This is a genomic window from Streptomyces sp. NBC_00028 (assembly GCF_045041065.1).
Lineage (GTDB): Bacteria > Actinomycetota > Actinomycetes > Streptomycetales > Streptomycetaceae > Streptomyces.
Genome location: NZ_CP108293.1, coordinates 6,642,709 through 6,666,934, shown reverse-complemented (window position 1 = coordinate 6,666,934; position 24,226 = coordinate 6,642,709). Strand labels below are relative to the sequence as shown.

19 protein-coding genes and 1 pseudogene are annotated in these 24,226 nt (G+C 70.7%); 2 read left to right on the top strand and 18 right to left on the bottom strand.

Translation table 11 applies throughout. The annotated features are described in order from the left end of the window. Window positions 1-44: 44 nt before the first annotated feature. The 11 genes from obgE to OG885_RS29915 form a co-directional block, all read right to left on the bottom strand. Complete coding sequence (gene obgE, locus OG885_RS29965) at window positions 45-1,490, bottom strand: GTPase ObgE (RefSeq protein WP_399956245.1); 1,446 nt, start codon at window positions 1,488-1,490, stop codon at window positions 45-47. A gap of 117 nt (window positions 1,491-1,607) precedes the next feature. After that, the gene (gene rpmA / locus OG885_RS29960) at window positions 1,608-1,862 is read right to left on the bottom strand and encodes a 50S ribosomal protein L27 (protein ID WP_164435564.1); all 255 of its coding nucleotides are present in this window, start codon (window positions 1,860-1,862) and stop codon (window positions 1,608-1,610) included. A gap of 14 nt (window positions 1,863-1,876) precedes the next feature. Next, window positions 1,877-2,197 carry a 50S ribosomal protein L21 gene (gene rplU, locus OG885_RS29955; protein WP_399956248.1) on the bottom strand — a complete coding sequence of 107 codons (321 nt, stop codon included), beginning with the start codon at window positions 2,195-2,197 and terminating at the stop codon, window positions 1,877-1,879. A gap of 191 nt (window positions 2,198-2,388) precedes the next feature. Then, window positions 2,389-2,982 carry a dTDP-4-dehydrorhamnose 3,5-epimerase gene (gene rfbC, locus OG885_RS29950; protein WP_405737263.1) on the bottom strand — a complete coding sequence of 198 codons (594 nt, stop codon included), beginning with the start codon at window positions 2,980-2,982 and terminating at the stop codon, window positions 2,389-2,391. A 56-nt stretch (window positions 2,983-3,038) separates the two neighbouring features. Next, on the bottom strand, window positions 3,039-5,048 hold the full coding sequence (locus tag OG885_RS29945) for a glycosyltransferase (RefSeq protein ID WP_405737261.1): 2,010 nt from the start codon (window positions 5,046-5,048) through the stop codon (window positions 3,039-3,041). Next, entirely contained in the window at window positions 5,045-5,941 is an 897-nt protein-coding gene (gene rfbD, locus OG885_RS29940; protein WP_405737258.1) for a dTDP-4-dehydrorhamnose reductase, read from the bottom strand. Before rfbD ends, OG885_RS29945 begins: the two co-directional genes overlap by 4 nt. Continuing rightward, window positions 5,938-6,927, bottom strand: a complete 990-nt coding sequence (rfbB, locus tag OG885_RS29935; protein ID WP_405737256.1) for a dTDP-glucose 4,6-dehydratase — start codon at window positions 6,925-6,927, stop codon at window positions 5,938-5,940. Before rfbB ends, rfbD begins: the two co-directional genes overlap by 4 nt. After that, on the bottom strand, window positions 6,924-7,991 hold the full coding sequence (locus OG885_RS29930) for a glucose-1-phosphate thymidylyltransferase (RefSeq protein ID WP_405737253.1): 1,068 nt from the start codon (window positions 7,989-7,991) through the stop codon (window positions 6,924-6,926). Before OG885_RS29930 ends, rfbB begins: the two co-directional genes overlap by 4 nt. A 203-nt stretch (window positions 7,992-8,194) precedes the next feature. Further along, a complete protein-coding gene (locus OG885_RS29925; protein ID WP_405737250.1) occupies window positions 8,195-12,178 on the bottom strand; it encodes an Rne/Rng family ribonuclease in 3,984 nt (1,327 codons plus the stop codon). A 260-nt stretch (window positions 12,179-12,438) separates the two neighbouring features. Next, window positions 12,439-13,197, bottom strand: a complete 759-nt coding sequence (locus OG885_RS29920) for a TIGR03936 family radical SAM-associated protein (RefSeq protein WP_405737247.1) — start codon at window positions 13,195-13,197, stop codon at window positions 12,439-12,441. A 47-nt stretch (window positions 13,198-13,244) separates the two neighbouring features. Beyond that, window positions 13,245-14,291, bottom strand: coding sequence for a hypothetical protein (locus OG885_RS29915; RefSeq protein ID WP_405737244.1), 1,047 nt, complete (start codon window positions 14,289-14,291; stop codon window positions 13,245-13,247). Between the two features lie 199 nt (window positions 14,292-14,490). Between OG885_RS29915 and OG885_RS29910 the strand changes: the two genes are divergently transcribed. Further along, on the top strand, window positions 14,491-15,345 hold the full coding sequence (locus OG885_RS29910) for a hypothetical protein (RefSeq protein WP_405737241.1): 855 nt from the start codon (window positions 14,491-14,493) through the stop codon (window positions 15,343-15,345). Window positions 15,346-15,385: 40 nt separating this feature from the next. Here OG885_RS29910 and OG885_RS29905 read toward each other — a convergent pair whose 3' ends face one another. Continuing rightward, on the bottom strand, window positions 15,386-16,900 hold the full coding sequence (locus tag OG885_RS29905; RefSeq protein WP_405737239.1) for a glycosyltransferase family 39 protein: 1,515 nt from the start codon (window positions 16,898-16,900) through the stop codon (window positions 15,386-15,388). Between the two features lie 103 nt (window positions 16,901-17,003). Between OG885_RS29905 and OG885_RS29900 the strand changes: the two genes are divergently transcribed. Beyond that, window positions 17,004-18,137, top strand: a complete 1,134-nt coding sequence (locus tag OG885_RS29900; protein ID WP_405737237.1) for a glycosyltransferase — start codon at window positions 17,004-17,006, stop codon at window positions 18,135-18,137. A 59-nt stretch (window positions 18,138-18,196) separates the two neighbouring features. On the opposite strand, the pseudogene OG885_RS29895 reads toward OG885_RS29900, so the two are convergent. From OG885_RS29895 to OG885_RS29870, 6 genes and pseudogenes are all read right to left on the bottom strand, one after another. Next, window positions 18,197-18,271: pseudogene (locus OG885_RS29895) on the bottom strand (DUF899 domain-containing protein); the annotation flags it as partial. Between the two features lie 130 nt (window positions 18,272-18,401). Further along, window positions 18,402-20,078, bottom strand: coding sequence for a SpoIIE family protein phosphatase (locus tag OG885_RS29890; protein WP_405737235.1), 1,677 nt, complete (start codon window positions 20,076-20,078; stop codon window positions 18,402-18,404). 142 nt (window positions 20,079-20,220) lie between these two features. Beyond that, entirely contained in the window at window positions 20,221-20,646 is a 426-nt protein-coding gene (locus OG885_RS29885) for a hypothetical protein (protein WP_405737232.1), read from the bottom strand. Between the two features lie 265 nt (window positions 20,647-20,911). Next, window positions 20,912-21,097, bottom strand: a complete 186-nt coding sequence (locus OG885_RS29880; RefSeq protein WP_405737230.1) for a hypothetical protein — start codon at window positions 21,095-21,097, stop codon at window positions 20,912-20,914. Between the two features lie 142 nt (window positions 21,098-21,239). Next, entirely contained in the window at window positions 21,240-21,653 is a 414-nt protein-coding gene (locus tag OG885_RS29875; RefSeq protein WP_405737228.1) for a hypothetical protein, read from the bottom strand. A 402-nt stretch (window positions 21,654-22,055) separates the two neighbouring features. Then, complete coding sequence (locus OG885_RS29870; RefSeq protein WP_405737226.1) at window positions 22,056-24,116, bottom strand: restriction endonuclease; 2,061 nt, start codon at window positions 24,114-24,116, stop codon at window positions 22,056-22,058. Window positions 24,117-24,226: the final 110 nt, after the last annotated feature.

The window sequence follows — 24,226 nt, the reverse complement described above, 5'->3', positions numbered from 1 at the left end:
ACCACTGCCGGGAAGCGGTCGCCCACCCTTGTCGGGAAGCGCGGCTACTTCTCGAACGGGTCGAAGTCGTCGTACTCGCGCTCCGACTCGTCCCGCTCGGCCTGCTTGTCGCGGCGGCGCTGGGCGGCCGGGCGCGGGGCCTCGAAGCGGTGGTCCTCACCGCGGCGGCCCAGCATCTCGGCACCGGCCATGACGGTCGGCTCCCAGTCGAAGACGACCGCGTTGTCCTCGGGGCCGATGGCGACGCCGTCGCCGGAGCGGGCGCCCGCCTTCATCAGCTTCTCCTCGACACCGAGGCGGTTGAGCCGGTCGGCGAGATAGCCGACGGCCTCGTCGTTGCTGAAGTCGGTCTGCCGCACCCAGCGCTCGGGCTTCTCGCCGCGCACCCGGAAGAGCCCGTCCTCCTCGCGGGTGACGGTGAAGCCCGCGTCGTCGACGGCCTTGGGCCGGATGACGATCCGCGTCGCCTCCTCCTTCGGCTTCGCGGCACGCGCGGTGGCGACCACCTCGGCCAGCGCGAAGGACAGCTCCTTGAGCCCCATGTGCGCCACGGCGGACACCTCGAAGACGCGGTAGCCGCGGGCCTCCAGGTCCGGGCGGACCATCTCGGCGAGGTCCTTGCCGTCCGGGACGTCGATCTTGTTCAGGACGACCATGCGGGGCCGCTTGTCGAGCCCGGCGCCGTACTGGCGCAGTTCCTCCTCGATGATGTCGAGGTCGGAGACGGGGTCGCGGTCGGACTCCAGGGTCGCCGTGTCCAGCACGTGCACGAGCACGCTGCACCGCTCCACGTGCCGCAGGAACTCCAGGCCGAGGCCCTTGCCCTGGCTGGCGCCCGGGATCAGGCCCGGCACGTCGGCGATGGTGTAGACGGTCGAGCCGGCGGTGACGACACCGAGGTTCGGGACGAGGGTCGTGAAGGGGTAGTCGGCGATCTTCGGCTTGGCCGCGCTCAGCACCGAGATCAGCGAGGACTTGCCCGCGCTCGGGTAGCCGACCAGCGCCACGTCGGCGACGGTCTTCAGCTCCAGGACGATGTCCTGCATGTCCCCGGGCACACCGAGCAGCGCGAAGCCGGGCGCCTTGCGGCGGGCCGAGGCCAGCGCCGCGTTGCCGAGGCCGCCGCGGCCGCCCTGGGCGGCGACGTAGGAGGTGCCGTGGCCGACGAGGTCGGCGAGGACGTTGCCGGCCTTGTCCTGGACGACGGTGCCGTCCGGTACGAACAGGACGAGGTCCTGGCCGTCCTTGCCGGAGCGGTTGCCGCCCTCACCGGGCTTGCCGTTGGTGGCCTTGCGGTGCGGGGAGTGGTGGTACTCCAGGAGGGTCGTCACCGACTGGTCGACGGTCAGGATGACGTCGCCGCCCCGCCCGCCGTTGCCGCCGTCGGGGCCGCCGAGCGGCTTGAACTTCTCCCGGTGGACGGAGGCACAGCCGTGACCTCCGTTACCCGCGGCGACATGCAGTTCGACGCGGTCCACGAAGGTGGTCATGGTTCGGTGCCTCCAAAAACGGTACGAGTACTACTTCAGTAACACGCGAAAGGCGGACCCGCCTTCCCGGAAGGGAAGTGAGGTCCGCCTCGCGAAAGCTTCCGATCAGTGCCTGATTCAGGCGACCGGAACGATGTTCACGACCTTGCGGCCACGGTGCGTACCGAACTGCACCGCACCGGCGTTCAGCGCGAACAGCGTGTCGTCGCCGCCACGGCCGACGCCCGCACCGGGGTGGAAGTGGGTGCCGCGCTGGCGGACCAGGATCTCACCGGCGGAAACGACCTGACCGCCGTAGCGCTTCACGCCGAGCCGCTGGGCGTTGGAGTCGCGACCGTTCCGGGTGGACGATGCGCCCTTCTTGTGTGCCATGTCTCCTCAGTCCCTTACTTCGCAGCCGCGGGGATCGACGTGACCTTGATCGCCGTGTACTGCTGGCGGTGGCCCTGACGACGGCGGTAGCCGGTCTTGTTCTTGTAGCGAAGGATGTCGATCTTGACGCCCTTGTGGTGGTCCACGACCTCGGCCTGGACCTTGATGCCGGCCAGCACCCACGGGTCGCTGGTCACAGCGTCGCCGTCGACAACGAGCAGGGTCGAGAGCTCGACCGTGTCGCCAACCTTGGCAGTGGAAATCTTGTCAACCTCAACGATGTCGCCGACAGCAACCTTGTGCTGGCGACCACCGCTGCGCACGATGGCGTACACGCGGATCTCACTCTCTCGCTCGGGAACGGCACCCCCGCAGTCCAGCCGCCCGGCAGAACGAGCGGCCTCTCCCGGCCGTGAGGCCCGAGAGGATGAGGTTTACGGGGATGTGGCGCGCCCATATCCAAGGACACGCCGACGGTCAAGGTTACGGGGCCGCTGCCGAACGGGTCAAACCGGCCCCGTCCAGGTCACCCGCCGAGGCCGTCCCGGTACGCCACGCACTCCTCGTACGAGGGCAGCATCCCCTGCTCACGGGCGTCCGCCAGGCTCGGCGCCTGCTCGTCCTTGGCGGACAGCAGCGGGGCGAGATCGGCCGGCCACTCGATGGCGAGGTCCGGGTCGAGCGGGTGGATACCGTGCTCGCGCTCGGGGGCGTACCCCTCGGAGCACAGGTAGACCACGGTGGCGTCGTCGGTCAGCGCCATGAATCCGTGGCCGAGCCCCTCGGAGAGGTAGACGGCGTGGTGGTCCTGGTCGTCGAGGCGGACGATCTCCCACTGGCCGAAGGTGGGCGAGCCGACCCGGATGTCCACGATCACGTCGAGGACCGCGCCGCGCACACACTTGACGTACTTGGCCTGGCCGGGCGGCACGTCCGCGAAGTGGATGCCGCGCAGGGTGCCCCGGCTGGAGACGGACATGTTGGCCTGGGCGAGGGTGAGGGGGTGGCCGGCCGCCTCGGTGAAGAGGGGGGCCTTGAACCACTCGTGGAAGCTGCCCCGGCCGTCGGGGAAGACCTTCGGCTCGTGCACCCACGAGCCGGAAATCGAAAGAGGTCGCATCACAGTCCTCAGCTCTTCTTCTGCACAGGTCGCATCACAAGCATCGCAACGCGCCCTCAGCTCTTCTTCTGCGGATTCGTCAGGGCCCGCTTGACGCGTCCGGCGACCCGGCGCCACAGCGGGCGCGGCGGGGCGGGCCGCTTCTTCGGGGCCGGCTTCGGGGCGGGCTCGGCCGACGGGATGTGCCGGTCGATGACCTTGGCGGTGCTGTCTGCCGCGACGACCACGTCCACCGGGAGCCGGGTCCACCTCGGCTCGCCCCGGTCGGCGGACGGCAGCCCGATCCGGACCGCCCAGCGCGCCCCGACGAGCCGCTCCACCGGCAGCACGGCGCTCACCGCACGACCGTCCGCCACCGCCTCGGCGACGACCCTGTCCGCGTCCTTGCGCTCGAAGCGCAGCCGCACGGCCTCCTCGCCGCGCACCGCGAGCGGCAGCGGAAGCCTGACGGCCGTGCCCTCCACGGCCGCCCCGGCCGGGTCCACCAGCACCACGGCCTCGCGCTCCAGCTTGCTGGTGTGCTGGTCGACGTCCAGGGACAGATTCCCGGGCCCGTCCGTCCAGTACGGCAACACCAGCCGACGCGGCTCACCGGTGAGCGCGGCCAGCCGCCCCGGCTCCACGCCCTCTCCGTGCACGGCACCGATCCGGCACTCCCTGCTCCAGCCGCCGGCCTTGATGCGCAGGTAGAAGTCCCAGATGCCCTTGGCCAGGGGCGCACCCGCGGCGGCGGTCTCCGGGTCGAGCACGGCGGTGGCCGTGATCCGCTGCCGGAAGGCGCCTTCCTCTTCGGCGTCCTCGACATCGACCTCGTGCCGCTCGCTCTTCAGCGGCAGATAGAACTGGGTGGCGTCGTCCCGGTTCCGGACCACCAGGTCCACGTCGCTGTCGCCGGTCCGCGCGTCCAGCGTGATGCCCTGCCCGGCCAGCGCCTCGCGCGCCTTCTCGGTGAGCGGCAGGTCGAGCACGTCACGCCCGTCGTCGCCGCGGCGGAAGACCAGGGGGCTGCCACCGGACTCGTACTCCGCCCCGAAGCCGATGTTCAGCCGGCCGTTCTCCCAGGTCAGGGAGGTCAGCTCGCCGGTGGGCCGGATCGCGGCCTCCCAGTGGGCGAGCTCGCGGAGGTCGTCGTAGAGGTCAGCGGCGACGAGGCCCGCGACGACCCGCTGCATCGGGGCGACATGGGTGAGGACACCAGGTCCGAAGCGTTCGTTGACGACGCCGCGGATCTCGCGGTAGAGCTGCTCGGCGTAGTCCTCGGGGAGCTTCAGGAACCGCTTGCCGCGCAGCCGCTCGACCATCTCGTTGCGCAGCCAGCGGCTGAAGAGCCGGTCGCGCAGGGGGCCGGGCTCGGTCAGCTCCTCGACGACGTCGAGGGCCTCACGGAGGTTGCCGAAGTAGCCGGCCGGGTCGAAGCGCTGGAAGCCGGCGTTGGAGCCGTCGTCACGGGCGATGTGGTAGTAGCAGAGGTAGTCGCCGAGGACGGCGACGCTCCTGGCCCGCAGATATGCCTCGACGACGAAGACATGGTCCTCCAGCCGCCGGCGCCCCTCCTTGAAGCGGATGCCGTGCTCGGCCAGGAACTCGCGCCGGAACATCTTGTGCGGGGTGAGGCTGTCGATCAGCGGCGCGTTCTGGACCGTCGCCCGCGGTCGGTTGACCCGGAACAGCTCCTGGGGCACCGGGCGTCCGATGCCCGCCATCTTGCCGACGACGACATCGGCGTCGTTCGCCGTGCCGTACGCGTACATCCGCTCCAGCGCCTCGTCGCCGAGCCAGTCGTCGTGGTCGACGAACATGACGTACTCGCCGCGCGCCGCGTCGATACCGGTGTTGCGGGGCTTGCCCGACCAGCCGGAGGACTCCTGGTGGACGACGTGGAAGTGCGGATGCTCGGCGGCCAGCCGGTCCAGGCGGGCCGGGGTCTCGTCGGTGGAGCCGTCGTCGACGAAGAAGACCTCGAACTCCTCCGGGGGCAGGCTCTGCCGGAGCAGTCCGCCGAGGCAGTCGTCGAAGTACTTGCCGGGGTTGTGCACCGCGATGACGACACTGACCTTGACGGTCACGCGGGGGTCTCCTTCGTCTGGACCCGGTGGATCTCCGGGAAGGCCTCGGTCAGCGCCGTACGCCAGTCACGCAGGGGCGTGAGGCCGGCCGCCGCGAAGCGGTCGTGGCCGAGGACGCTGTAGGCCGGGCGGGGCGCGGGGCGGACGAAGGCCTCGCTGGTGGTGGGGCGGACCCGGTCGGGGTCGGCGCCGAGCAGCCGGAAGATCTCCCGGGTGAGGCCGTACCAGGTCGTCTCGCCGGAGCTGGTGCCGTGGTAGACACCGGCCGGGGCGGTCCCGGCCAGGGCGCCGCGGCCCAGGTCGTACAGCAGCCCGGCGAGGTCGGCGCTCCAGGTGGGCTGGCCGCGCTGGTCGTCGACGACGTCCAGGGTGTCCTTGACGCCCTCCAGTTTGATCATCGTACGGACGAAGTTGGGGCCGCCCGTGCCGTACAGCCAGGCGGTGCGCACCACGTATCCGCGCTCGATGCCGAGCACGGCCCGCTCCCCGGCGAGCTTGGTGCGGCCGTAGGCGCTGCGCGGGCCGGTGGGAGCGTCCTCGGCGTACGGGGTCGTCGCGTCGCCCGGGAAGACGTAGTCCGTGGAGACGTGCAGGAGGACGGCGCCGGTGGCGGCGCAGGCGGCGGCGAGATGGGCGGGGCCGTCGCCGTTGATCCGCAGGGCGTCCTTCTCCTGACTCTCGGCGTCGTCCACGGCGGTCCAGGCCGCGCAGTTGACGACGACGGCGGGCAGGTGGGTGTTCAGGGCGCCGCGCACGGCGTCGGCGTCGGTGAGGTCGAGGGCGGCGCGGTCGAGGGCGACGGTCCGCTCCCCCGCCTCGGCGAGCCGGGCCAGGACGTCCTGGCCGAGCATGCCGCCGGCGCCGGTGACCAGCCAGATGCGGTTGTCGCTCACAGCGCGGCCCGCTCCTTCAGCGGCTCCCACCAGGCGCGGTTGTCTCTGTACCACTGGACCGTCTCCGCGAGGCCCTGCCGGAAGCTCTTGCGGGGTTCGTACCCGAGCTCCTCGCGGATCTTCGTGCAGTCCACCGAGTAGCGGCGGTCGTGGCCCTTGCGGTCCTCGACGTACTCGACGCTGGTGTCCCAGTCCGCGCCGCAGGCTTCCAGCAGGAGCCCGGTGAGCTCCTTGTTGGAGAGTTCGGTGCCGCCGCCGATGTTGTAGACCTCGCCGGCCCGGCCTTTGGTGCGCACCAGCTCGATGCCCTGGACGTGGTCGTCGATGTGCAGCCAGTCGCGGACGTTGCCGCCGTCGCCGTAGAGCGGGACCTTCCTGCCGTCGAGGAGGTTGGTCACGAAGAGCGGGATGACCTTCTCGGGGAAGTGGTGGTGCCCGTAGTTGTTGGAGCAGCGCGTGACGCGCACGTCCAGGCCGTGGGTGCGGTGGTACGACAGCGCGATCAGGTCGCTGGAGGCCTTCGCGGAGGAATACGGCGAGTTGGGCTGGAGCGGGTGCGTCTCCGGCCAGGAGCCCTCGTCGATGGAGCCGTAGACCTCGTCGGTGGAGATGTGCACGAAGGTCTTGACGCCCGCGCGGTGGGCGGCGTCGATGAGCGTGTGCGTGCCCACGACGTTGGTGCGGACGAACTCGGCGCCGCCGTCGATGGACCGGTCGACGTGCGACTCGGCGGCGAAGTGCACCACCTGGTCGTGCTCGGCCATCAGCTTGCCGACCAGCTCGGGGTCGCAGATGTCCCCCTGTACGAACGAGAACCCGGGGTGCGCGCGGACCTCGTCGAGGTTGGCCGGGTTGCCCGCGTACGTCAGCTTGTCGAGGACGGTGATCTCGACGTCACCGGGGCCCTCGGGGCCGAGCACGGTACGGACGTAGTGCGAGCCGATGAAACCGGCGCCGCCGGTCACCAGGATTCTGGTGGTTGTCATGAGGAGATCTGCACCTTGCTGTGATCACCGAGCACGAGCCGGTGGGCCGACGGGTTACGGGGGGCGGGCGTGACCTCGACGTCACGTCCGATGAGCGAGGCCTCCACCCGGCGCACACCGGTCACGGACGAGCCGCGCAGCACGATGGAGTACTCGATTTCGCTGTCCTCGATACGGCAGTCCTCGGAGACCGAGGTGAACGGGCCGATGTAGGCGTCGTTGACCACCGACCCGGCCCCGATGATCGCGGGCCCGACGATCCGGCTGCCGCTGATCCGGGCGCCCGCCTCGATGCGGACCCGGCCGATGATCTCGCTGTCCGCGTCGACCGTGCCCTCGTTCACCGCGGGGACGGTCTCCAGGACCGAGCGGTTGACCTCCAGCATGTCGGCGACGTTGCCGGTGTCCTTCCAGTAGCCGGAGATCGTGGTGGAACGGACGTCGCGCTTCTCGTCGATCAGCCACTGGATGGCGTGCGTGATCTCCAACTCGCCGCGCCAGGACGGCTCGATGGAGCGCACGGCCTCGTGTATCGCCGGGGTGAAGAGGTAGACGCCGACGAGCGCGAGGTCGCTCTTGGGCTGCTTCGGCTTCTCCTCCAGGCCCACCACCCGCCCCGCGGCGTCGAGTTCGGCGACGCCGAAGGAGGTCGGGTTGGGCACCTGGGTCAGCAGGATCTGCGCCTCGGGCCGCTCGGCCCGGAACTCCTCCACCAGAGCGGTGATACCGCCGACGATGAAGTTGTCGCCGAGATACATGACGAAGTCGTCCTCACCGAGGAACTCCCGCGCGATCAGCACCGCGTGAGCCAGCCCCAGTGGCGCGTCCTGCGGGATGTAGGTGACCTCGATGCCGAACTGCGAGCCGTCGCCGACCGCTTCGCGGATCTCGTCCGCGGTGTCGCCGACCACGATGCCGACTTCGGTGATCCCGGCGTCGGCGATCGCTTCCAGGCCGTAGAAGAGCACGGGCTTGTTGGCGACCGGCACGAGCTGTTTGGCCGAGGTGTGGGTGATCGGGCGGAGGCGAGTGCCCGCTCCCCCGGAGAGCACGAGTGCCTTCACGTATTGAGCCCCAATGACTGTGCCGAGAGGGGATGAAACCCCAACTGTCAGGATTTGTCGTCGATCTCGGTTTACATCGTAACCATGCCACTTGTAGGACGGCTCGCACTCCATAGGGGTTGCCCATTTGGAGGGAAAAACATGAGCCGCCCCCCGGTCGAAAGACCGGGGGGCGGCTTCATGTGCACGCGGGTGGCGGGGCGTCAGCCCTCGTCAGCCGCCGTGGAGACGGACGGGGCGGACTGCTGTTCGGCCGCCGCCGTCTTCTTCGACGCCGCCTTCTTGGCGGTCGTCTTCTTCGCGGCGGTCTTCTTGGCCGCTGTCTTCTTGGCCACCGTCTTCTTGGTGGCGGCCTTCTTCGCCGTGGCCTTCTTGGCCGTCTTACGGGCCGTCTTCTTGGCGGGGGCCTCGGTCTCTTCCGCGGCCACGGTCTCCGTCGTCGTCGGCACGACCACGACGGCCGCTTCCTCGGACGCGGTCGGCGCGGTGGCCTTGCGCACGGCGCGGCGCCGCGGGCGGGCCGGTGCGGCGCTCTCGGCGACCGGCTCGGCCGGCGCCTCGGGCTGCGCGGCCGGCGCCTCCTCCGCCACGGGGGCGGTCTCGGCGACCGTCACCACGGCGGCCTCGGCACCCGCGGGCGACCCGGCCGGCGCGGACACCTTGCGGGTGGCGCGGCGACGGGTGCGGCCCTTGGGCGCGGCCTCCTCGACGACCGGGTCCTCGACGGCGACCGGCTCGGTGTGCGCCTCGGTGGCCGGCTCCGGCTGCACCGGACGCTCGACCTCCTGCTCGACGGTGACGTCCTGCGCGGTCGGGGCGGCCGGGAGGGTCTCCTCGACCTGCTCCGCCCGCTCGTTCCGCTCGGCGCGGTCGGACCTCTCCGCCCGCTCGCGACGCGGCGCACCGGCAGGCGCCGAAGCCCGCCGGCTCGTCCGGCGCCGCGAACGGCCCCGGCCGGCCGCGGCCTCGGCCTCGGCGGCGCTGCTGTACAGCTCCTCGTCCGGCTCGAAGACGGGCGCGGGCAGCGCGACCGGCTCGGCGACCTCGGCGACGAGCTCGGCCTCGGTCTCCACGTCGGCGTCGTGGTCGTGGTCGACGGCCTCGGCCGCCTCCGCCGCCACCGCGGCCTCGTGCACGTGCTCGATGCCGCCACGCCCGCGCTTCTTGCGCTTGCCGCCGCCCCCGACAGAGGTCGGCTGCTCCATGTGGACGATGACACCGCGGCCGTTGCAGTGGACGCAGGTCTCGGAGAACGACTCGAGCAGGCCCTGGCCGACCCGCTTACGGGTCATCTGGACCAGGCCCAGCGAGGTGACCTCCGCGACCTGGTGCTTGGTCCGGTCCCGGCCCAGGCACTCCAGGAGGCGCCGCAGCACCAGGTCCCGGTTGGACTCCAGGACCATGTCGATGAAGTCGATGACGATGATGCCGCCGAGGTCGCGCAGCCGCAGCTGGCGCACGATCTCCTCGGCCGCCTCCAGGTTGTTCCTGGTGACCGTCTCTTCCAGGTTGCCGCCCTGACCGGTGAACTTGCCGGTGTTGACGTCGACGACGACCATCGCCTCGGTCCGGTCGATCACCAGCGAACCACCGCTGGGCAGCCAGACCTTGCGGTCCAGCGCCTTGGACAGCTGCTCGTCGATCCGGTAGGTGGCGAAGACGTCGACCTCGGAGGTCCACTTCGACAGCCGGTCGGCCAGGTCGGGCGCGACGTGCGAGACGTATCCGTGGATGGTCTCCCACGCCTCGTCGCCGCTGACGACGACCTTGGTGAAGTCCTCGTTGAAGATGTCGCGGACGACCCGGACGGTCATGTCCGGCTCGCCGTACAGCAGCGTCGGGGCGTTGCCGTTCTTCGACTTCTTCTGGATGTCCTCCCACTGCGCCTGGAGCCGCTCGACATCGCGGCGCAGCTCGTCCTCGCTGGCGCCCTCGGCGGCGGTGCGCACGATGACGCCCGCGTCCTCGGGGACGATCTTCTTGAGGATCGTCTTCAGCCGGGCCCGCTCGGTGTCGGGCAGCTTGCGGCTGATGCCGGTCATCGAGCCCTCGGGGACGTACACGAGGTAGCGGCCCGGGAGGGAGACCTGGCTGGTCAGGCGCGCGCCCTTGTGGCCGATGGGGTCCTTCGTCACCTGGACGAGGACCGACTGGCCGGACTTCAGGGCGGACTCGATGCGCCGCGGCCCGTTGGCCATGCCCAGCGCCTCGAAGTTGACCTCACCGGCGTACAGGACCGCGTTGCGTCCCTTGCCGATGTCGATGAACGCGGCCTCCATGGACGGCAGCACGTTCTGGACCTTGCCCAGGTACACATTGCCGACGTACGAGGTGGCCTGCTCCTTGTTGACGTAGTGCTCGACGAGCACGTTGTCCTCAAGGACGCCGATCTGCGTGCGCTCACCGCTCTGCCGCACGACCATCACGCGCTCGACGGCCTCACGGCGGGCCAGGAACTCGGCCTCGGTGATGATCGGGACACGGCGGCGGCCCTGCTCGCGGCCTTCACGGCGGCGCTGCTTCTTGGCCTCCAGACGGGTCGAGCCCTTGATGGACTGCACCTCGTCGGACGGCTCGGACTTCGGACGCGGCTCGCGGACCTTCACGACGGTGCGCTCGGGGTCGCCGTCACCGGGCTCGGCGTCGGTGCCGGAGTCACCGGCGCGACGCCGACGGCGCCGGCGGCGACGGCTGCTGGAGGACGAGGAACCGCCCTCGTCGTCGTCCTCGGCGTCCTCCTCGACCTGTTCGGCGGTGTCCGCGCCGTCCTGATCGGCCCGGTCGTCCTGATCGGCGGCGAGTTCGTCGCCGTCCTCGGCGTCCGACTCGGCGGAGTCACCGCGGCGACGGCGACGGCCACCACGGCGACGGCGACGGCGGGACCCGCCCTCGTCCGAGTCGTCCGAATCGCTGTCGACGGCGTCCTCGGCCGACTCCTCGGTCTCCTCCGGCTCGTCCTCGACGGCGGTCTCGACGACCTGCGGCGCCTCGGCCTCCGCGGGCTCACCCCGGCGGCGGCGACGGCGGCGCGCGGCGACCGGCTCCTCCTGGGGCTCCTCGGCGGCGGGCTCCTCGGGCTCCTCGACCTCCGCCTCGGCGGCGGCCGCGGCGGCGGCGCGCTCGGGTGTCTGGAACTGCGGCTCGGCGAACACGGGCGCCTGGAAGACGGCCACGGCGGGTCGCGCGGGCCGACGCGGAGCGTCCTCCTCGGCGGCGTCGTCGCCCGCGGCCCGCGCGGGCTCGGAGAACCCGGTGGCGGCCCGGCGCACGGAACGCCGACGGGCGCGGCGCGGGGCCTCCTCCGCGGCGGGGGCCTCCTCGGCCGGAGCCTCGGCGGCGGTCTCGGCCGGCTTGGTCTCGGCCTGCTTGGTCTCGTCGTCAGCGCTCACGGGCGCCTCCACGGTCTCGGGCGCCTCGGTGGGCGCGGACACTCGACGCGTGGCACGCCGACGGCCCCGACGGGGGGCCTCTTCCTCGGCAGGGGCGGCTTCCTCGGCGACGCTCGTCTCCGGCTCGACGCTCACCAGAGCCTCGGCCTCGGGGGCGGCGTCGGTGTCGGCGGCGGGGGCACCGGCGGGCGCGGACGCCCGACGGGTGGCACGACGCCGCGTACGGGGCGCGGGCGCGGCGGCCTCGTCGGTCCCGGGCTCCTCGGCGGCCGGAGCCACGGCTTCGGACTCGGCAGCGGCGGCTACGACGGTTTCGGCGGCCTCGGGAGCGGGGGCCCCGGCAGGCGCGGTCGCCCGACGGGTGGCACGGCGACGGGTACGGGGCGCGGGGGCCTCTTCGGCCGCCACCGGCTCCTCGGCGGGCGCGACGGGCGCGCTCTCCTCGGCCACCGGCACGACGGTCTCGGCGACCGCGGTGTCGGCGGCGGGGGTCCCGGCGGGCGCGGAGGCCCGACGAGTGGCACGGCGGCGCGTACGCGCGGCGGGCGCGGGGGACTCTTCGATCCGGTCGGCCTCTTCGGCCGCTTCGGTCTGATCGGCCTCGGCGGTCACCGTCGGCTCCTCGGCAGCGTCCTCGGCGGCCGGTATGGCCGGCGTCACCTCGTCCGGTGCCTCGGCCGCGGCGGCGACCGGCGAACCCGCCGGTCGGGACGCGGCCCTGCGCCGGCGGCGCGGCGGCAGGGTGTCGCTGGGGGTGTTGAGTTCGGAACCCTCGGTGGGTTCGGTCGGCTCGAGCATGCGGGCGTTTCTCCCGTCAGGCTCCCGGGCGCCGCGCCTGGTCCGGCGATGCCGGTGACGTCCGCGGCTCGCGCGATGCGCGGTGCCGCCGTCCGGGGCGCGGGCGCCGCACGGGAGCTCTCTGTGTCCTGTCTCGCCGGTTCCGTACACCCTGTTGGGTACGGCCTGGCGAAAGTCTTCTGGTCGGTGCGCTGCCCGACCCAGGTGGCTCCCGGATACGAGGGCGGCGCTACGACGTCCGTCCTTTCGCGGGACCTTCCCTACGCCGGCGCCTTCGCGGCGGCAGCGGCCGTTGTGGGGGCCTCAGCTGCCTCGCGGTCGGGCGCGAGCGGGTCGGTCACCTCGCCGGTCTCTGCATCGAACAGCCCCTGCGCCAGCCTGGTCACCGCTGCGGGGACCGGCGGCGCCAGGTCGGCCACGGCGCGGAGACCGGACAGGACGTCGTCGGGTCGTACGGCAGGCGTCACGTGCCGAACAACCAGCCGCAGTATCGCACAGGGCTGGTCGCTCGGCCTATCAGCAGCCGAACTGTGCGTTTCAAGATCTACGACCGCCGAACGGGCGTCGAAGGTGCGAACGCCGTTCTTGGTCATGCGCTGGACCTCGACGGCCTCGGCGGCGTTGAACACGGCGACGGCCCGCTCGGCCTCCGCCGGCTCGACCCCGTCGAGCCGCAGCTCCCACACCGAGGCGGTCAGCCGGTCGGCGAGCCCGGACGTCCGGGCCTCGACCGCGTCGACGATGTCGAGCCCGACAGGCATCGACTCGTCGAGCAGAACCCTGAGCTTCTCGGGGTCCCGCGCCTCGGTGAGGGCGATCTCCAGATATTCCGCCTCACTGCCCGTGCCGGTGGGTGCGGCATTGGCGTACGACACCTTCGGATGCGGCGTGAACCCCGCCGAGTACGCCATCGGCACCTCGGCACGGCGCAGCGCACGCTCGAAGGCGCGCTGGAAGTCACGGTGGCTGGTGAACCGGAGGCGGCCGCGCTTGGTGTAACGCAGTCGGATGCGCTGCACCGCGGGTGCGGGCGGCGGGCCTTCGGGCTGTCGCTTGCCCAGTGTCGTCAGTCCTTAGTGAGAACGGTCGTACTCCTACCAAGAGTACGTGTCTCGTGCTCCGTCGGTTCCCGCCGGTCCACCGCGACCGGCTCCCGGGGCCCGCCGAGGAGCATCCGCCGGACGTCGGCCCGCGCCTGCCGCACGGACTCCCGCACGGAGGCGAGCGCCTCCCGCGTGGCACGTCCCACACCGCGGGCCACCGCGGCGACGGGCCGCAGCACCACATCTCGTACGACATGTCCGACCGGCGTGAGCAGCGTCCGGTACACCCATCGCACCGGCTCCACGAAGATCCACCGGAAGAGGGTCCCGAGGAAGCGCCCGACGGCGAGCGAGAGGTGTCCGGCGATCCGCCAGGCGTGCCCGAGCGCGTCCCCCACCTCCCGCCCCACGACGGCGAGGAACCGCCCGACGGGCACGAGCACCCACCGCCACAGGACGAGCACGGGCAGCACGAGCACCACGCGCGCGCTCCAGTACAGGGCGAGCCCGATCCCCCGCAGGACCCAGCGGATGCCGTGTCCGATCGGCGTGAGGATCCACGCGTACACCCAGGCGGCGGGGACGAGGACGAGATACCGCGCGAGCCAGGCAGCGGCGGCGTACAGCCCGCGCCCGACCGCGGCGAGCCCGGCACCGATCCCCCGCAGGACCCACCTGATCCCGTGCCCGATGGGCGTGAGCACGCGCGCGTACACCCAGGCGAGGCCGTGCCCCACGGGGGTGAGGACGTACCGGTAGAGCCAGACGACGGGTACGACGACGAGAACGTTCCCCAGCCACGCGAGCCCCTTGCCGAGCGGCACGGCGACGTACCGCCACAACCCGACGAACGGCCACACGAACACCGCCCGCCCCACCCACAGCAGCGCCCTCCCGAACGGCCTGAGCAGCGTGTCGCCGAGGAACCGCCCGGTCACGACGAGCGCGTCCCAGACCAGCCGTATCGGCACGACCAGCACCAGCACGACGATCCGCACCGGGATGCGGAGGGCCGTCACGAGGCACCCCTCCGGCTGTCGGGGCTCGGGCAGCGGCTTCTGCGGTTCCATACCGGACAGGACGCGACGGCCCCCGGCCCGGATGCACCTCGTGGGTTGCGATGCCGTCACAAGGCTTGTCCGCTAGACCGTTTTACCTATTTGACGGCGCGTCCGCCGCGCGCGCGGCGGTTGTCGTGGGTGATCAGGTCACCCTCGCACCGAGGTCCGGGAACTCCCCCGGGCCCGTTTCGTGCCAAGGAGCATGCCCATGAGTCCTCGACCCACTCGCTCGCTGCTGGGGCCACTGGCCCGGGCGAGGTTCCAGAAGGCCGGGGTGCTGACCTCCCTCGCTCTGGTGATCGCCGGCGGAGTGATCACGCCGGCCGCGGCGGCCGCGCGGGCGGTCTCCGACAAACCGGCCGCGACACCGCAGACGGGCGACAAGTGCAAGCCGCACAAGCCCCATCAGTCGAGAGCGGGCGCGGAGGCGTACACCGGGAAGGACAACTGCAAGGGCGCCACCGGGGCGACGGGTCCGAAGGGCGCCACGGGGCCGAAGGGCGCGACGGGTGCGACGGGTGCCACCGGAGCCACGGGGGCGACCGGAGCCACCGGCACTTCGGGCGAGGACGGCACGCCGGGTGCCACGGGAGCCACCGGCGCCACGGGAGCCACCGGGGCGACCGGCGCCACGGGAGCCACCGGAGCCACGGGAGCCACCGGCGCGGCCGGTCCGTGCGTCGACATCGACGCCACCCGGGACGAGAACAACTTCGAGTTGCGGGCCGTGCTGTCCCCGGCGACCGACAGCGACCCGGTCACCCGGGCCTACGCCGGCATTCGCGACCTCCAGCCGGTTCCGGGGGCGTATCTGTGGACCGACCTCAGCGGCCTCGACGACTATCCCTCGAACGCCTGTGCAATCTCCATCGCCCAGCAGGCCCTGGGTGGGGGCACGGAAGGAGACGTCAACATCGACGTCATCACCACGGCCGGTGCCATCTGGGAGACCACGTGTGATGTGGACACCGGAAGCTCCCCGACTCTGACCTGCGAAGATCCCGACGGTTGGAGCCTCGTGACTCTGCAACCGACCCCAGGCGCCGTGAACGGCGGGGTCTGAGTCAAGTAGCACCCACGGCAAGGGGCTGTCCGGCAGCATGTCAGGACTGCCGGGCACCCCCTGCCGCACCGTTGCGTTCCAGCAGACTCACCGTCATCCCCGTCACCTGCGTGCTCGTCGAGATCCTGTACCGGCTCCGCAAGGCCCCCGCCTGGGCCGGATCGATCGCGTTGAAGGGGAAGTCGGTCCCCTGCGTCACCAGCCAGATCCGGCGCTCACCCTTGAGGCACAGCTCCGGGACAGGGCACTGGACCGTGTAGAGATCGTCGATCTCGGCCGGGGTCCGCGCCAGGAAGACATCCCGCAGCTTCAGCTCATGCGGCAGGTAGTACCGCACACCACCGTCGAGCTGCCAGCTGTCGAAGCGGTCGTAGACCACGGCGTCCCCGGGCCGGTGGAGCCGTTCGATCACCTCCGCCGCGGCCGCGTAGTCGAGGGGCACCGGGGCGTTGTGCTCGAAGGGCAGCCGCACCTGCCGCTGGTCCGGCAGCGTGAGCAGGGCCAGCGCCACGACCACCGACGCCGCCGCCTTCCAGGAACGCCGGGCCGGGGCGAGGCCCGAACCGGCGAGCAGGGCCCAGGCCGGGAGGGTGAACAGGACGTAGACCCCGCGGAAGTACGAGACCTCACCGTGGGAGGCGGCCCAGACCAGGGCCGGGGGCAGCAGCGCCCAGGTGCCGCACAGCAGCAGCGGTGCCCTGCGTTCCGAGCGGGCCGCCAGGGCCAGGGCGATCAGGGCTCCGGCGCCGACCGCGGAGGCGAAGACCTCGCCGGGGAGGGAGAGCAGCGCCCAGCCGTCGGGCGCGGGAACCCAGTACAGCTGGCGTCCGGCCTGGGAGCGGCCGAGCAGGGCGAACGGGACGACCACCGCGGCGACCGCCGCGAGGGCGAGACCGGCCCGCCACCACAGGAAGCGGTCGCGGCGGGCGTGGGCGGCGAGCAGACAGACGTGGGCGGTCACGACGGACAGCGCGATCAGATGCAGCAGTCCGGTGAGGGCGAGCGCGAGCGCGTAGGCGGCCCAGCGCCAGGGGCCGCGCGGCCGGTCCAGGGCGCGGAGCAGCAGGAGGGTGGCGAGGGCGACGGCGAGCATCACCAGCGCGTAGGAGCGGGCTTCCTGGCCATATCGGCTCACCGCCGGGACGAGCGCGAAGAGAATCCCGGCGAGAATTCCGGCCCGATATCCGAAGAGCCGGTTCCCGAGGAGCGCGACGACGCCCGCCGCTCCGGCCGCCGCGAACAGGGAGGGCAGCCGAAGCGAAAGGACGGAATCCCCGAAGAGCTCCATCCAACCGTGCATCAGCAGGTAATAGGTGCCGTGTACGGCGTCGACGTTGCGCACCGTGGCGAGGATCCGGTCCGTGTCGCGGCCGGCCATGTCCCAGGTGACCAGCTCGTCGCGGCTGAGCAGCGAGCCGGTGAGCCTGAAGGCGCCCAGGCCCAGGGCGAGGGCGAGCGGCCCCAGCCAGAGCGTCACCCGGCCCCGCGCGGGAGCGTCCGCGACATCGGGCCGGAATTCTTCGCGAGGCGGGGGGAGCTGCGCGGCGATGACCATGGGAATACCTATACCTGCCCTTTCGCCGGTGGCTCCTTGCACGCACCCCCGGGGCCGGATAATTTCACCGGGCGGTCCTTTTCTGCAGAGAAAAGAAAATGCCATGAATAACACAAACGCGGTCTGCCTCAATATGATCGTCAAGAACGAGGCGCATGTGATCCGACGCTGCCTGGAGTCCGTACGACCCCTGATCGACAGCTGGGTGATCCTGGACACCGGCTCGACCGACAGCACTCAGGACATCGTCCGCGAGACCCTCGCCGACCTGCCGGGAGCGCTGTACGAGAGCCCCTTCCGCGGCTTCGGCGCGAGCCGCACGGAGGCGATCGAGCGGGCCCGGGAGCGGGCGGGCCATCTGCTGTTCATCGATGCCGACGACGTACTGGAGACCGAGCCCGGCTTCACCCTGCCGACGCTCACCCACGACTGCTACGACATGCGGGTACGCCACGGCCCCGTCGTCCACTGGCGCCCGACGCTGGTGTCGACCCGTCTCCCGTGGCGGTACGTCGGCGTACTGCACGAATACCTGGAGTGCGACACGGAGTTCAGCCGGGCATCGCTCGCCGGCGTCCACATGGTGATCATGGGCGGCGGTGGCCGGTCGCAGGGCAGCCCGCGCGCGAAGTACCTGCGGGACGCGGCGCTCCTCAAGGACGGCCTCGCCAAGGAGCCCGGCAACACCCGGTACGCGTTCTATCTCGCCCAGAGCTGGCGGGACGCCGACGAGCCGGCGAAGGCCCTGGCCGCCTACGACCGCCGCGCGGCCATGGACGGCTTCGCCGAGGAGGCGTTCTGCTCCCGGCTCTACGCGGCGCGCCTCGCCCTGACGCTGAAGCGCCGTACGCCCGAGGTCATGTCCCGCTTCCTGGAGGCCCACGAACACCGGCCCACCCGTGCCGAACCGCTGGGCGAGCTCGCCCATCTGTGCCGGACACGGGGAGAACGCTGGCCGCTCGCCTATCTGTTCGCGCGGCGCGCCGCGGAGCTCGCGCCGCCCGACGACATCCTCTTCGTCGAGCACGCCTGGTACGACTGGCGGGCCCTGGACGAGCTGGCGGTGGCCGCGTACTGGATGGGCGCCTACCGCGAGTCGCTGGAGGCCTGCGAGCAGCTCCTGGACGACGGCAAGCTGCCCGCGCAGCACCGCGAGCGCGTGGCCGCCAACCACGACTTCGCCCGCACCAAACTGGCCGTGGCGGGGGGCCCTGGACGGGGACCGAGAGGAAGGTGACGGAACAGGTCACGGAGGGTCGCGCGGCCGTCCGGGCCCTCGCCCTCGTACGCCTTGTCCACCATCAGCCAGGGCATGCGGCGGCGCCCGGCCGCCGGCGCATCGCGGCCGCGGGTCAGCCGCCTCTCCTCCACGAGGAGTTGGGCCGCCAGGAGACCTGGGAGGACTCCCCGGAGACCTACCCCCAGTCCGACCCGTACGCCTGGTGGCGCCGGCACGACACCTACGACACGCCCTGACCCTGTTGCGGGGGGGGCGGACGGGTCAACCGGACAGGCCCGGCACGTACCGCACGGCCAGCAGGGCCACGTCGTCGTCGTTGTCCGGTGGGCGGGCGCGTGCCAGCAGTTCGTCGGTGAAGGTTTCCAGGGGGCGGTGGGCCAGGGCCGCGGCGTGGCGGCACAGTCGGTCCAGGCCGTCGTCCAGCGTGCGGGCGCGGGACTCGATCAGGCCGTCGGTGTAGAGGACCAGGGTGGAGTCGGGCGGCAGCTCCACCATCCCGTCGGGGCGGGCCTGTTCGGGCAGGAGACCCAGGAGGACTCCCTGACCGTCGGTCAGATAGCGGGCCACGCCCTCGCGCGTGACCAGCAGCGGAGGCGGGTGACCGGCGTTCGTCCAGGACAGCTCGCACCGGCCCGCCCTCTCCGTCATGCGGGCGAAGACCAGCGTGGCCATGGAGACCTCGGCGATGCCCTGCGTCGTCGCCTGATCGAGCCACTCCACGATCTTGCTCGGCGGCTGCTGCTGGGACACCGCGTACGCCCTGAGGATGTTGCGCAGCTGCGCCATGCCCGCCGCGGCCTCCAGATCGTGACCGACGACGTCCCCCACGGCGAGGGCGGTGGCACCATCCGCCAGCGTGAACGCGTCGTACCAGTCGCCGCCCACGTGGGAGGCGTCCGGCGCGGGCAGGTAGCGGACGGCCATGCTGCGGCCGGGTGAGTTCGGGAGCTTCGGCAGCAGATGGCGCTGCATGGTCTCGGCGACCTTGCGCTGACGCTGGTAGAGGCGGGCATTCTCCAGGGCCATGCCGGCGCGGCGGGCGATGTCCTCCAGCAGGGCGGTGTCCCTCGCGGTGAACCGCTCCGGCTGATCGGCACGGCCCAGGGTGAGGGCGCCCATCACACCGTGCAGACTGCGCAGCGGCACCACGACGGCCGAGTGCATGCCGGTCGCTTCGAACAGGCGCCGCTGCTCCATCGCGATCCCGGAGTCGGGCGGGCCCTGGTAGGTCTCGGGACCGGCGAAAGAGGACGCGACGCCGCGCAGAGCGCGGGACAGGGGCATCTGGGACTCCTGGAGCACCGGTGGCATGGGCCCCTGGAGGTCCTCCCGGAAGACCACGGAGCCGCCCTCGGCCTGGGCGACCGCGAAGCGCGACACTTCGTCGCGCTCGTCGATCAGGTCGATGACCGCCCAGTCGGCGATGCGCGGCACCACCAGGGCGATCAGATGGCGCAGCCCCTCGTGGATCTCCAGGGTCGAGGTGAGCAGGGTGGTCGTCTCGGCGAGCAGGGCCAGCCGTTCCAGTTCGGAGAGCCGTCCGGCGGCCGGCGACCGCTGTACGGGCCGCTTCTGGCGCCCGGCGGAGTGGAAGAGGATGAGCGTGGCCGTGTCACAGGGGGTGGCGAGCCATCGCACCGGCAACAGCGTGCCGTCGCCGCGCTGCAGCCACTCGTCCTCCCCCTGCTGCGTTTCCCCGCCCAGGACACTGTCCCGTATCCGGCACTCGGCCCTCGGCATGGGTTCCCCGCAGCTGGTGCGGTGCAGCAACTCATGGGCGTCCCGGCCGACCAGCTCAGCGGCGGGACGTGCCAGGAGCCGCTCACCACGTCCATTGACGGCGACGATCAGCCCCTGCTCATCCGCCAGATAGGCCCCCGTCCCGAGCGCGTCCAAGGCCCCGGCAACGGCTTCCAGCGGACCTTCCGGCCCCCTCATCACTGCCTCCCGCCATGGAGACACCACACACATCCACACGCCTCGGGTACCCGCGAGCACCCGAATGACCCACAACCCCCACCACCCACCCCACCAGAAAGCCCCCTTCCCGATCAGGAAGGGGGCTCCCAGACTCACACCGTCACATCAAGCTGGCGGTGCGGTCGAAGCTGGTGATGTTGAGCTTGATGCCCTTCACGCTCTTGAGCGTCGTGGGGTACTCGCCCTTGGCCGTCTGGCCGGGCCGCACATCCGTCTCCAGTTGCGAACCGTTCTCCACGCGAGTGCCGTCGGCGTCGACCGCCTCCCACTTCCAGGAGTAGTCGGACTTCTCACTGCTGCTGTTCTTGATCGTCCAGACGAGCCAGATGTCGGTGATACCGGCTTGCGAGCGATCGTCGAGCTGGAAGCTGACGAGGTCGTCCCGCTCCGTCTGCGGTCCGTGCGTTTCCCCCTGCCGCGTCGCCGGGGTCGTGGTCGCGCTGGGAGCAGAGGTGGTGCTCTCATCGCTGCCGCCCGCGAGTGCGATCACCAACACCACGACAACGATGACGACCACCGCACCCACGGCGCCGGCGCATCCCCAGAGACATCCACGGCCCCGCCGCCTCTTCTGCGGAGGCACAGGTGGTGACGCCCACCGCCCAGGAGGCGGCGAAGCTTCATCTCGACTCCCCCAACCAGGACTCCCCCCAGGCGGCTCACTCAGCGGCATGTCGCCTCCTCGGTAGCAGACGTCACCACGCTAGGAAGCCAAGAGGCACGTCGCGAACCGAGAGCAGCCACTCAGGCGACAGCCGCCGAGTGCGAGGTTCTCCCGCCCTCACGCAGGCTCAGACCCACTCCACCTCGGAATGGACAGCCGTCGAGCCTCCAGGAGGCGGCAGGGGCGTTCTCGGTGTCTCCCGCGCGGGCAACCGCCGATCGGCCTCGACGCCGAGCGCCCTGAGGACAGCAGCCGCCTCTCCCTCGCTGCCGCCCTCCAAGGCGCCCATCACATGCCGCAGCGCGTCACTCACTTCAGTGAGAGTGACCACTCGCAGCCGGCGTCGGACCCGCGTTCTTGACCGCAAGAGGCAGCAGCTTCTTCCCGGTCGGCCCGATTTGTATTGCCGTGTCCATCTGCGGGCAAAGGCGTATGACGGAAACTGCACGGTCGCGTCAGACAGCAACACCCGGGATCAGCGCCACCAGCCCGGAAATAAAGCTGCCCACCGCCGCGAGGGTCACGAGGGCTGCTTTGCCGTCCGAGAACAACCCGGAGCAGAACTCGCGCACGCGGCGCCGGAGAATCAGCATCTTGAGCTTCTGCCAGCGATGTTGATGAATGTGGCAGCCCATGAGAATGCCGGTGGCGTTGTTACGGCAGCCGTCGGTCCGTCCCCGGACCGGGGCTCCGCAGGTCACCGGAGCTTGGAAGAAGGACCACAGCAGGACCGAGGCCGAGAGGACGATGATCACCACTGGGCCGGCTGCCGCATTGATCCATGCCGCGATGAGAAGCGCCCCGGCCAGGACGCCCCACCACTGCCCCAAACCACCGAACCGACTGCGTCTCGCCCCCGAAGTCGCCATGCCAGTAATCGTGGCTACAGACCGGGCAAATCATGCGCCTAGTAGATGATATGACCGAAAGGAGGCCCCGGGGCTCATACCCACTCCACCCAAAGAGGCGATCCGCGACGGGTCTCCAGGGCCTGGAGGTGGCGTCCGACGGGACGTCGACAACGCTGCGGGGCGAGAAGTCGAAGCGCCAGCTGCAACAAGCGCCGCCTGCAACTCTTTCTCCCTCGCCCCTGCCAGCGCCTCAATCACCTGATCGAGTGCCTCGCTCGCCTCAGTGCGCGTGACCGCTCGAAGCGGGCGCCGGACCAGCCTTCTTGACCGTCAAGGGCAGCAACTTCGCAAGCTCGGCCCGATTTGTATCGCCGTGCCCATCTGCGGTCGAACGCAGACTTACAGATGAGCCCAGAGAGGTCACTCCACGACGATGCCGTAGTCCTGCACAAGTTGCTCCAATCCCCCCGTGTAACCCTTGCCGCCTAGCACGAAGTCCCAGTCCCCGCTGGCCCTGCGCCGAAATGACCCGAGCACGAGGGCGGTCTCCCCAGGACGCCCGTCGGAGACCTCAAGTCGGCCGAGTTCTGCCATCGCCGGGTCGAGCAAACGGATACACGCATCCGTGAACCCGGACAGATCCGCCTGCGGATTGACCTCTGGGTCGACGGCCGCCACCAGGACGAAGCGGTCGGCATTCCCCGGCAGCGAGTCGAAGGAGACTCGGATTGCCGCTTTGTCCGGCGCCGTAGCAGGGAGCGCACACACCGAGCGATCTGGCGTCTGCTGGTTGTTGAAGAAGACGAAGTGGTCGTCGCTGAGGACTCGATTCCCGGAGCAGACGAGCGCACAGACGTCGAGCGCAACGCGGCCGGACCAGGACATGCCCAACACGTTGTAGTCGTCGGGCGGGGTCGTGGCGCTCGGAGGCGCCGACTGCGGTGTTGCTGCTGCTCGCCCACCCTCCCCCAGGCGTCCGCGCAGTCCATGCCGGTGGAGCAGGTCAATGAGTTCGCCGCCCGAGATGAGTTCCAACGGTTTGCCGTTGGCGAAGGTGTGCGAGCCCGGACCGAACCCCGCTGTCGTCACCAGGACGCCCTTGTTGGCGCCGGCGTCCTGCACAGTGCCGTACAGGTCACGGACGGCCGTGGGGGGCACGGTGTTGCGGTAGCGCTTCACCTGAACGACGATCTTGCCGCCCCGGATGGGCGTGGGATCAACGGCATCAACATCCACGCCACCGTCGTTCGAGCGTTGGGTCGTCACGGCTTGCATCCCCATGGCCCGAAAAAGGTCGGCAACAAGAGACTCGAAGGCGATCGGATCCATTTCGTAGAGATCCGGTTCCTCGTCGCCTCCGTGAGCGACCACGCGGTTTCCGACATCCTGCGGTTTGCGGGCAGGCCGCACGGGGCCGAGTTGGTCCGGTCGAGTCGCAAGTTGGCCCCGAAGGGCATCAGTCAAGCAACTGATTGCGTCCACCTGCTCCAAGTGCAACCCGGTGAACACGGATCGCTGCGCCATCGCGGTCGCCAGGTAGATGTGCGCAAGTCGCCCCGTCGCCGGATCATGGTCGTCCAGGAACCCGTTCAGCGCCACGGACTCCAACGCGTTGAACTCATCCGCCGCGAATAGTTCATGCAACACGAGCAGCATGCACTGCGCGAGAACCTCGCGGTACAACGCGCGACGCTGGCCCGCAGGACGTGGCGTTTCCTTGTCCTGATCAATGGACGCCATGTACCGCACCGACTTCGCCTCAGGGACAATCCCGTATCCCGGCAACTCCCAGTCGAGCACCAGTTGTCGTGCCGCTGGGTCGTAAGCTGCCGCAACCTGCCGGGGGAACCCTTCGGGCCAAGCCGTCGACGAGTAGAGGGCCGCCGTGAAGTATTCGACGACCGAACCCGGCTCCCTTTGTCGAACCCCTTCGGTCACCTCGGTGATGCCAGCGTTGTACCGACGCACCTCCGACCGCTGCGCTTCCGCCCACTGCTCGTATTGACGCTGCTGGGCGGCTAACTGCTGCTGCCGTTGAGCCTCAGCGGCCTGCGCCGCATGCCAGTCACGCTCAAAGCGGGCACGCGCCTCGGCCTCTGCATGCGCACGTCGACTCGCGGTCCACCCGCCCTGGGCCTGGTACTGATTCGGGTCCGGCATGGGCACGGGCACTGCCAGTGGCCCCGGCGAGAAGGGTTGCAGCGCTTCGGAGCGCATCAACGAAGCCGCCCTGAAGGCCGGGGCCCGGCAACCGGCAGCGAGCACACCTTGCAGCGACGCGACCTGCGCGTCCAACTCCTCGGTGCGCTGCCTTGCCTCCGCTTGCCGATACTCGCGATGAGCCTGCGCAGTATGTCGCTGGTAGGCACGCGCTTGTTTCGCCCGCTCCCGCTGCTGTCTGGCCTCAGCCTCCAGCTCCCGCTGTTGCTGACGTTGTATATCAGCCCAGACGCCAACAAAACCGCTAGAACGACGACTCATGCGCTGCAAGCCCTCCCCAGGACGTCGGCACCGCCGACCAGAGCTCTGGTTGCCCCCACAACCAGGAGTGATGAGACGACTGTATCCAGCAACGGCCGCCTCGCCTACAG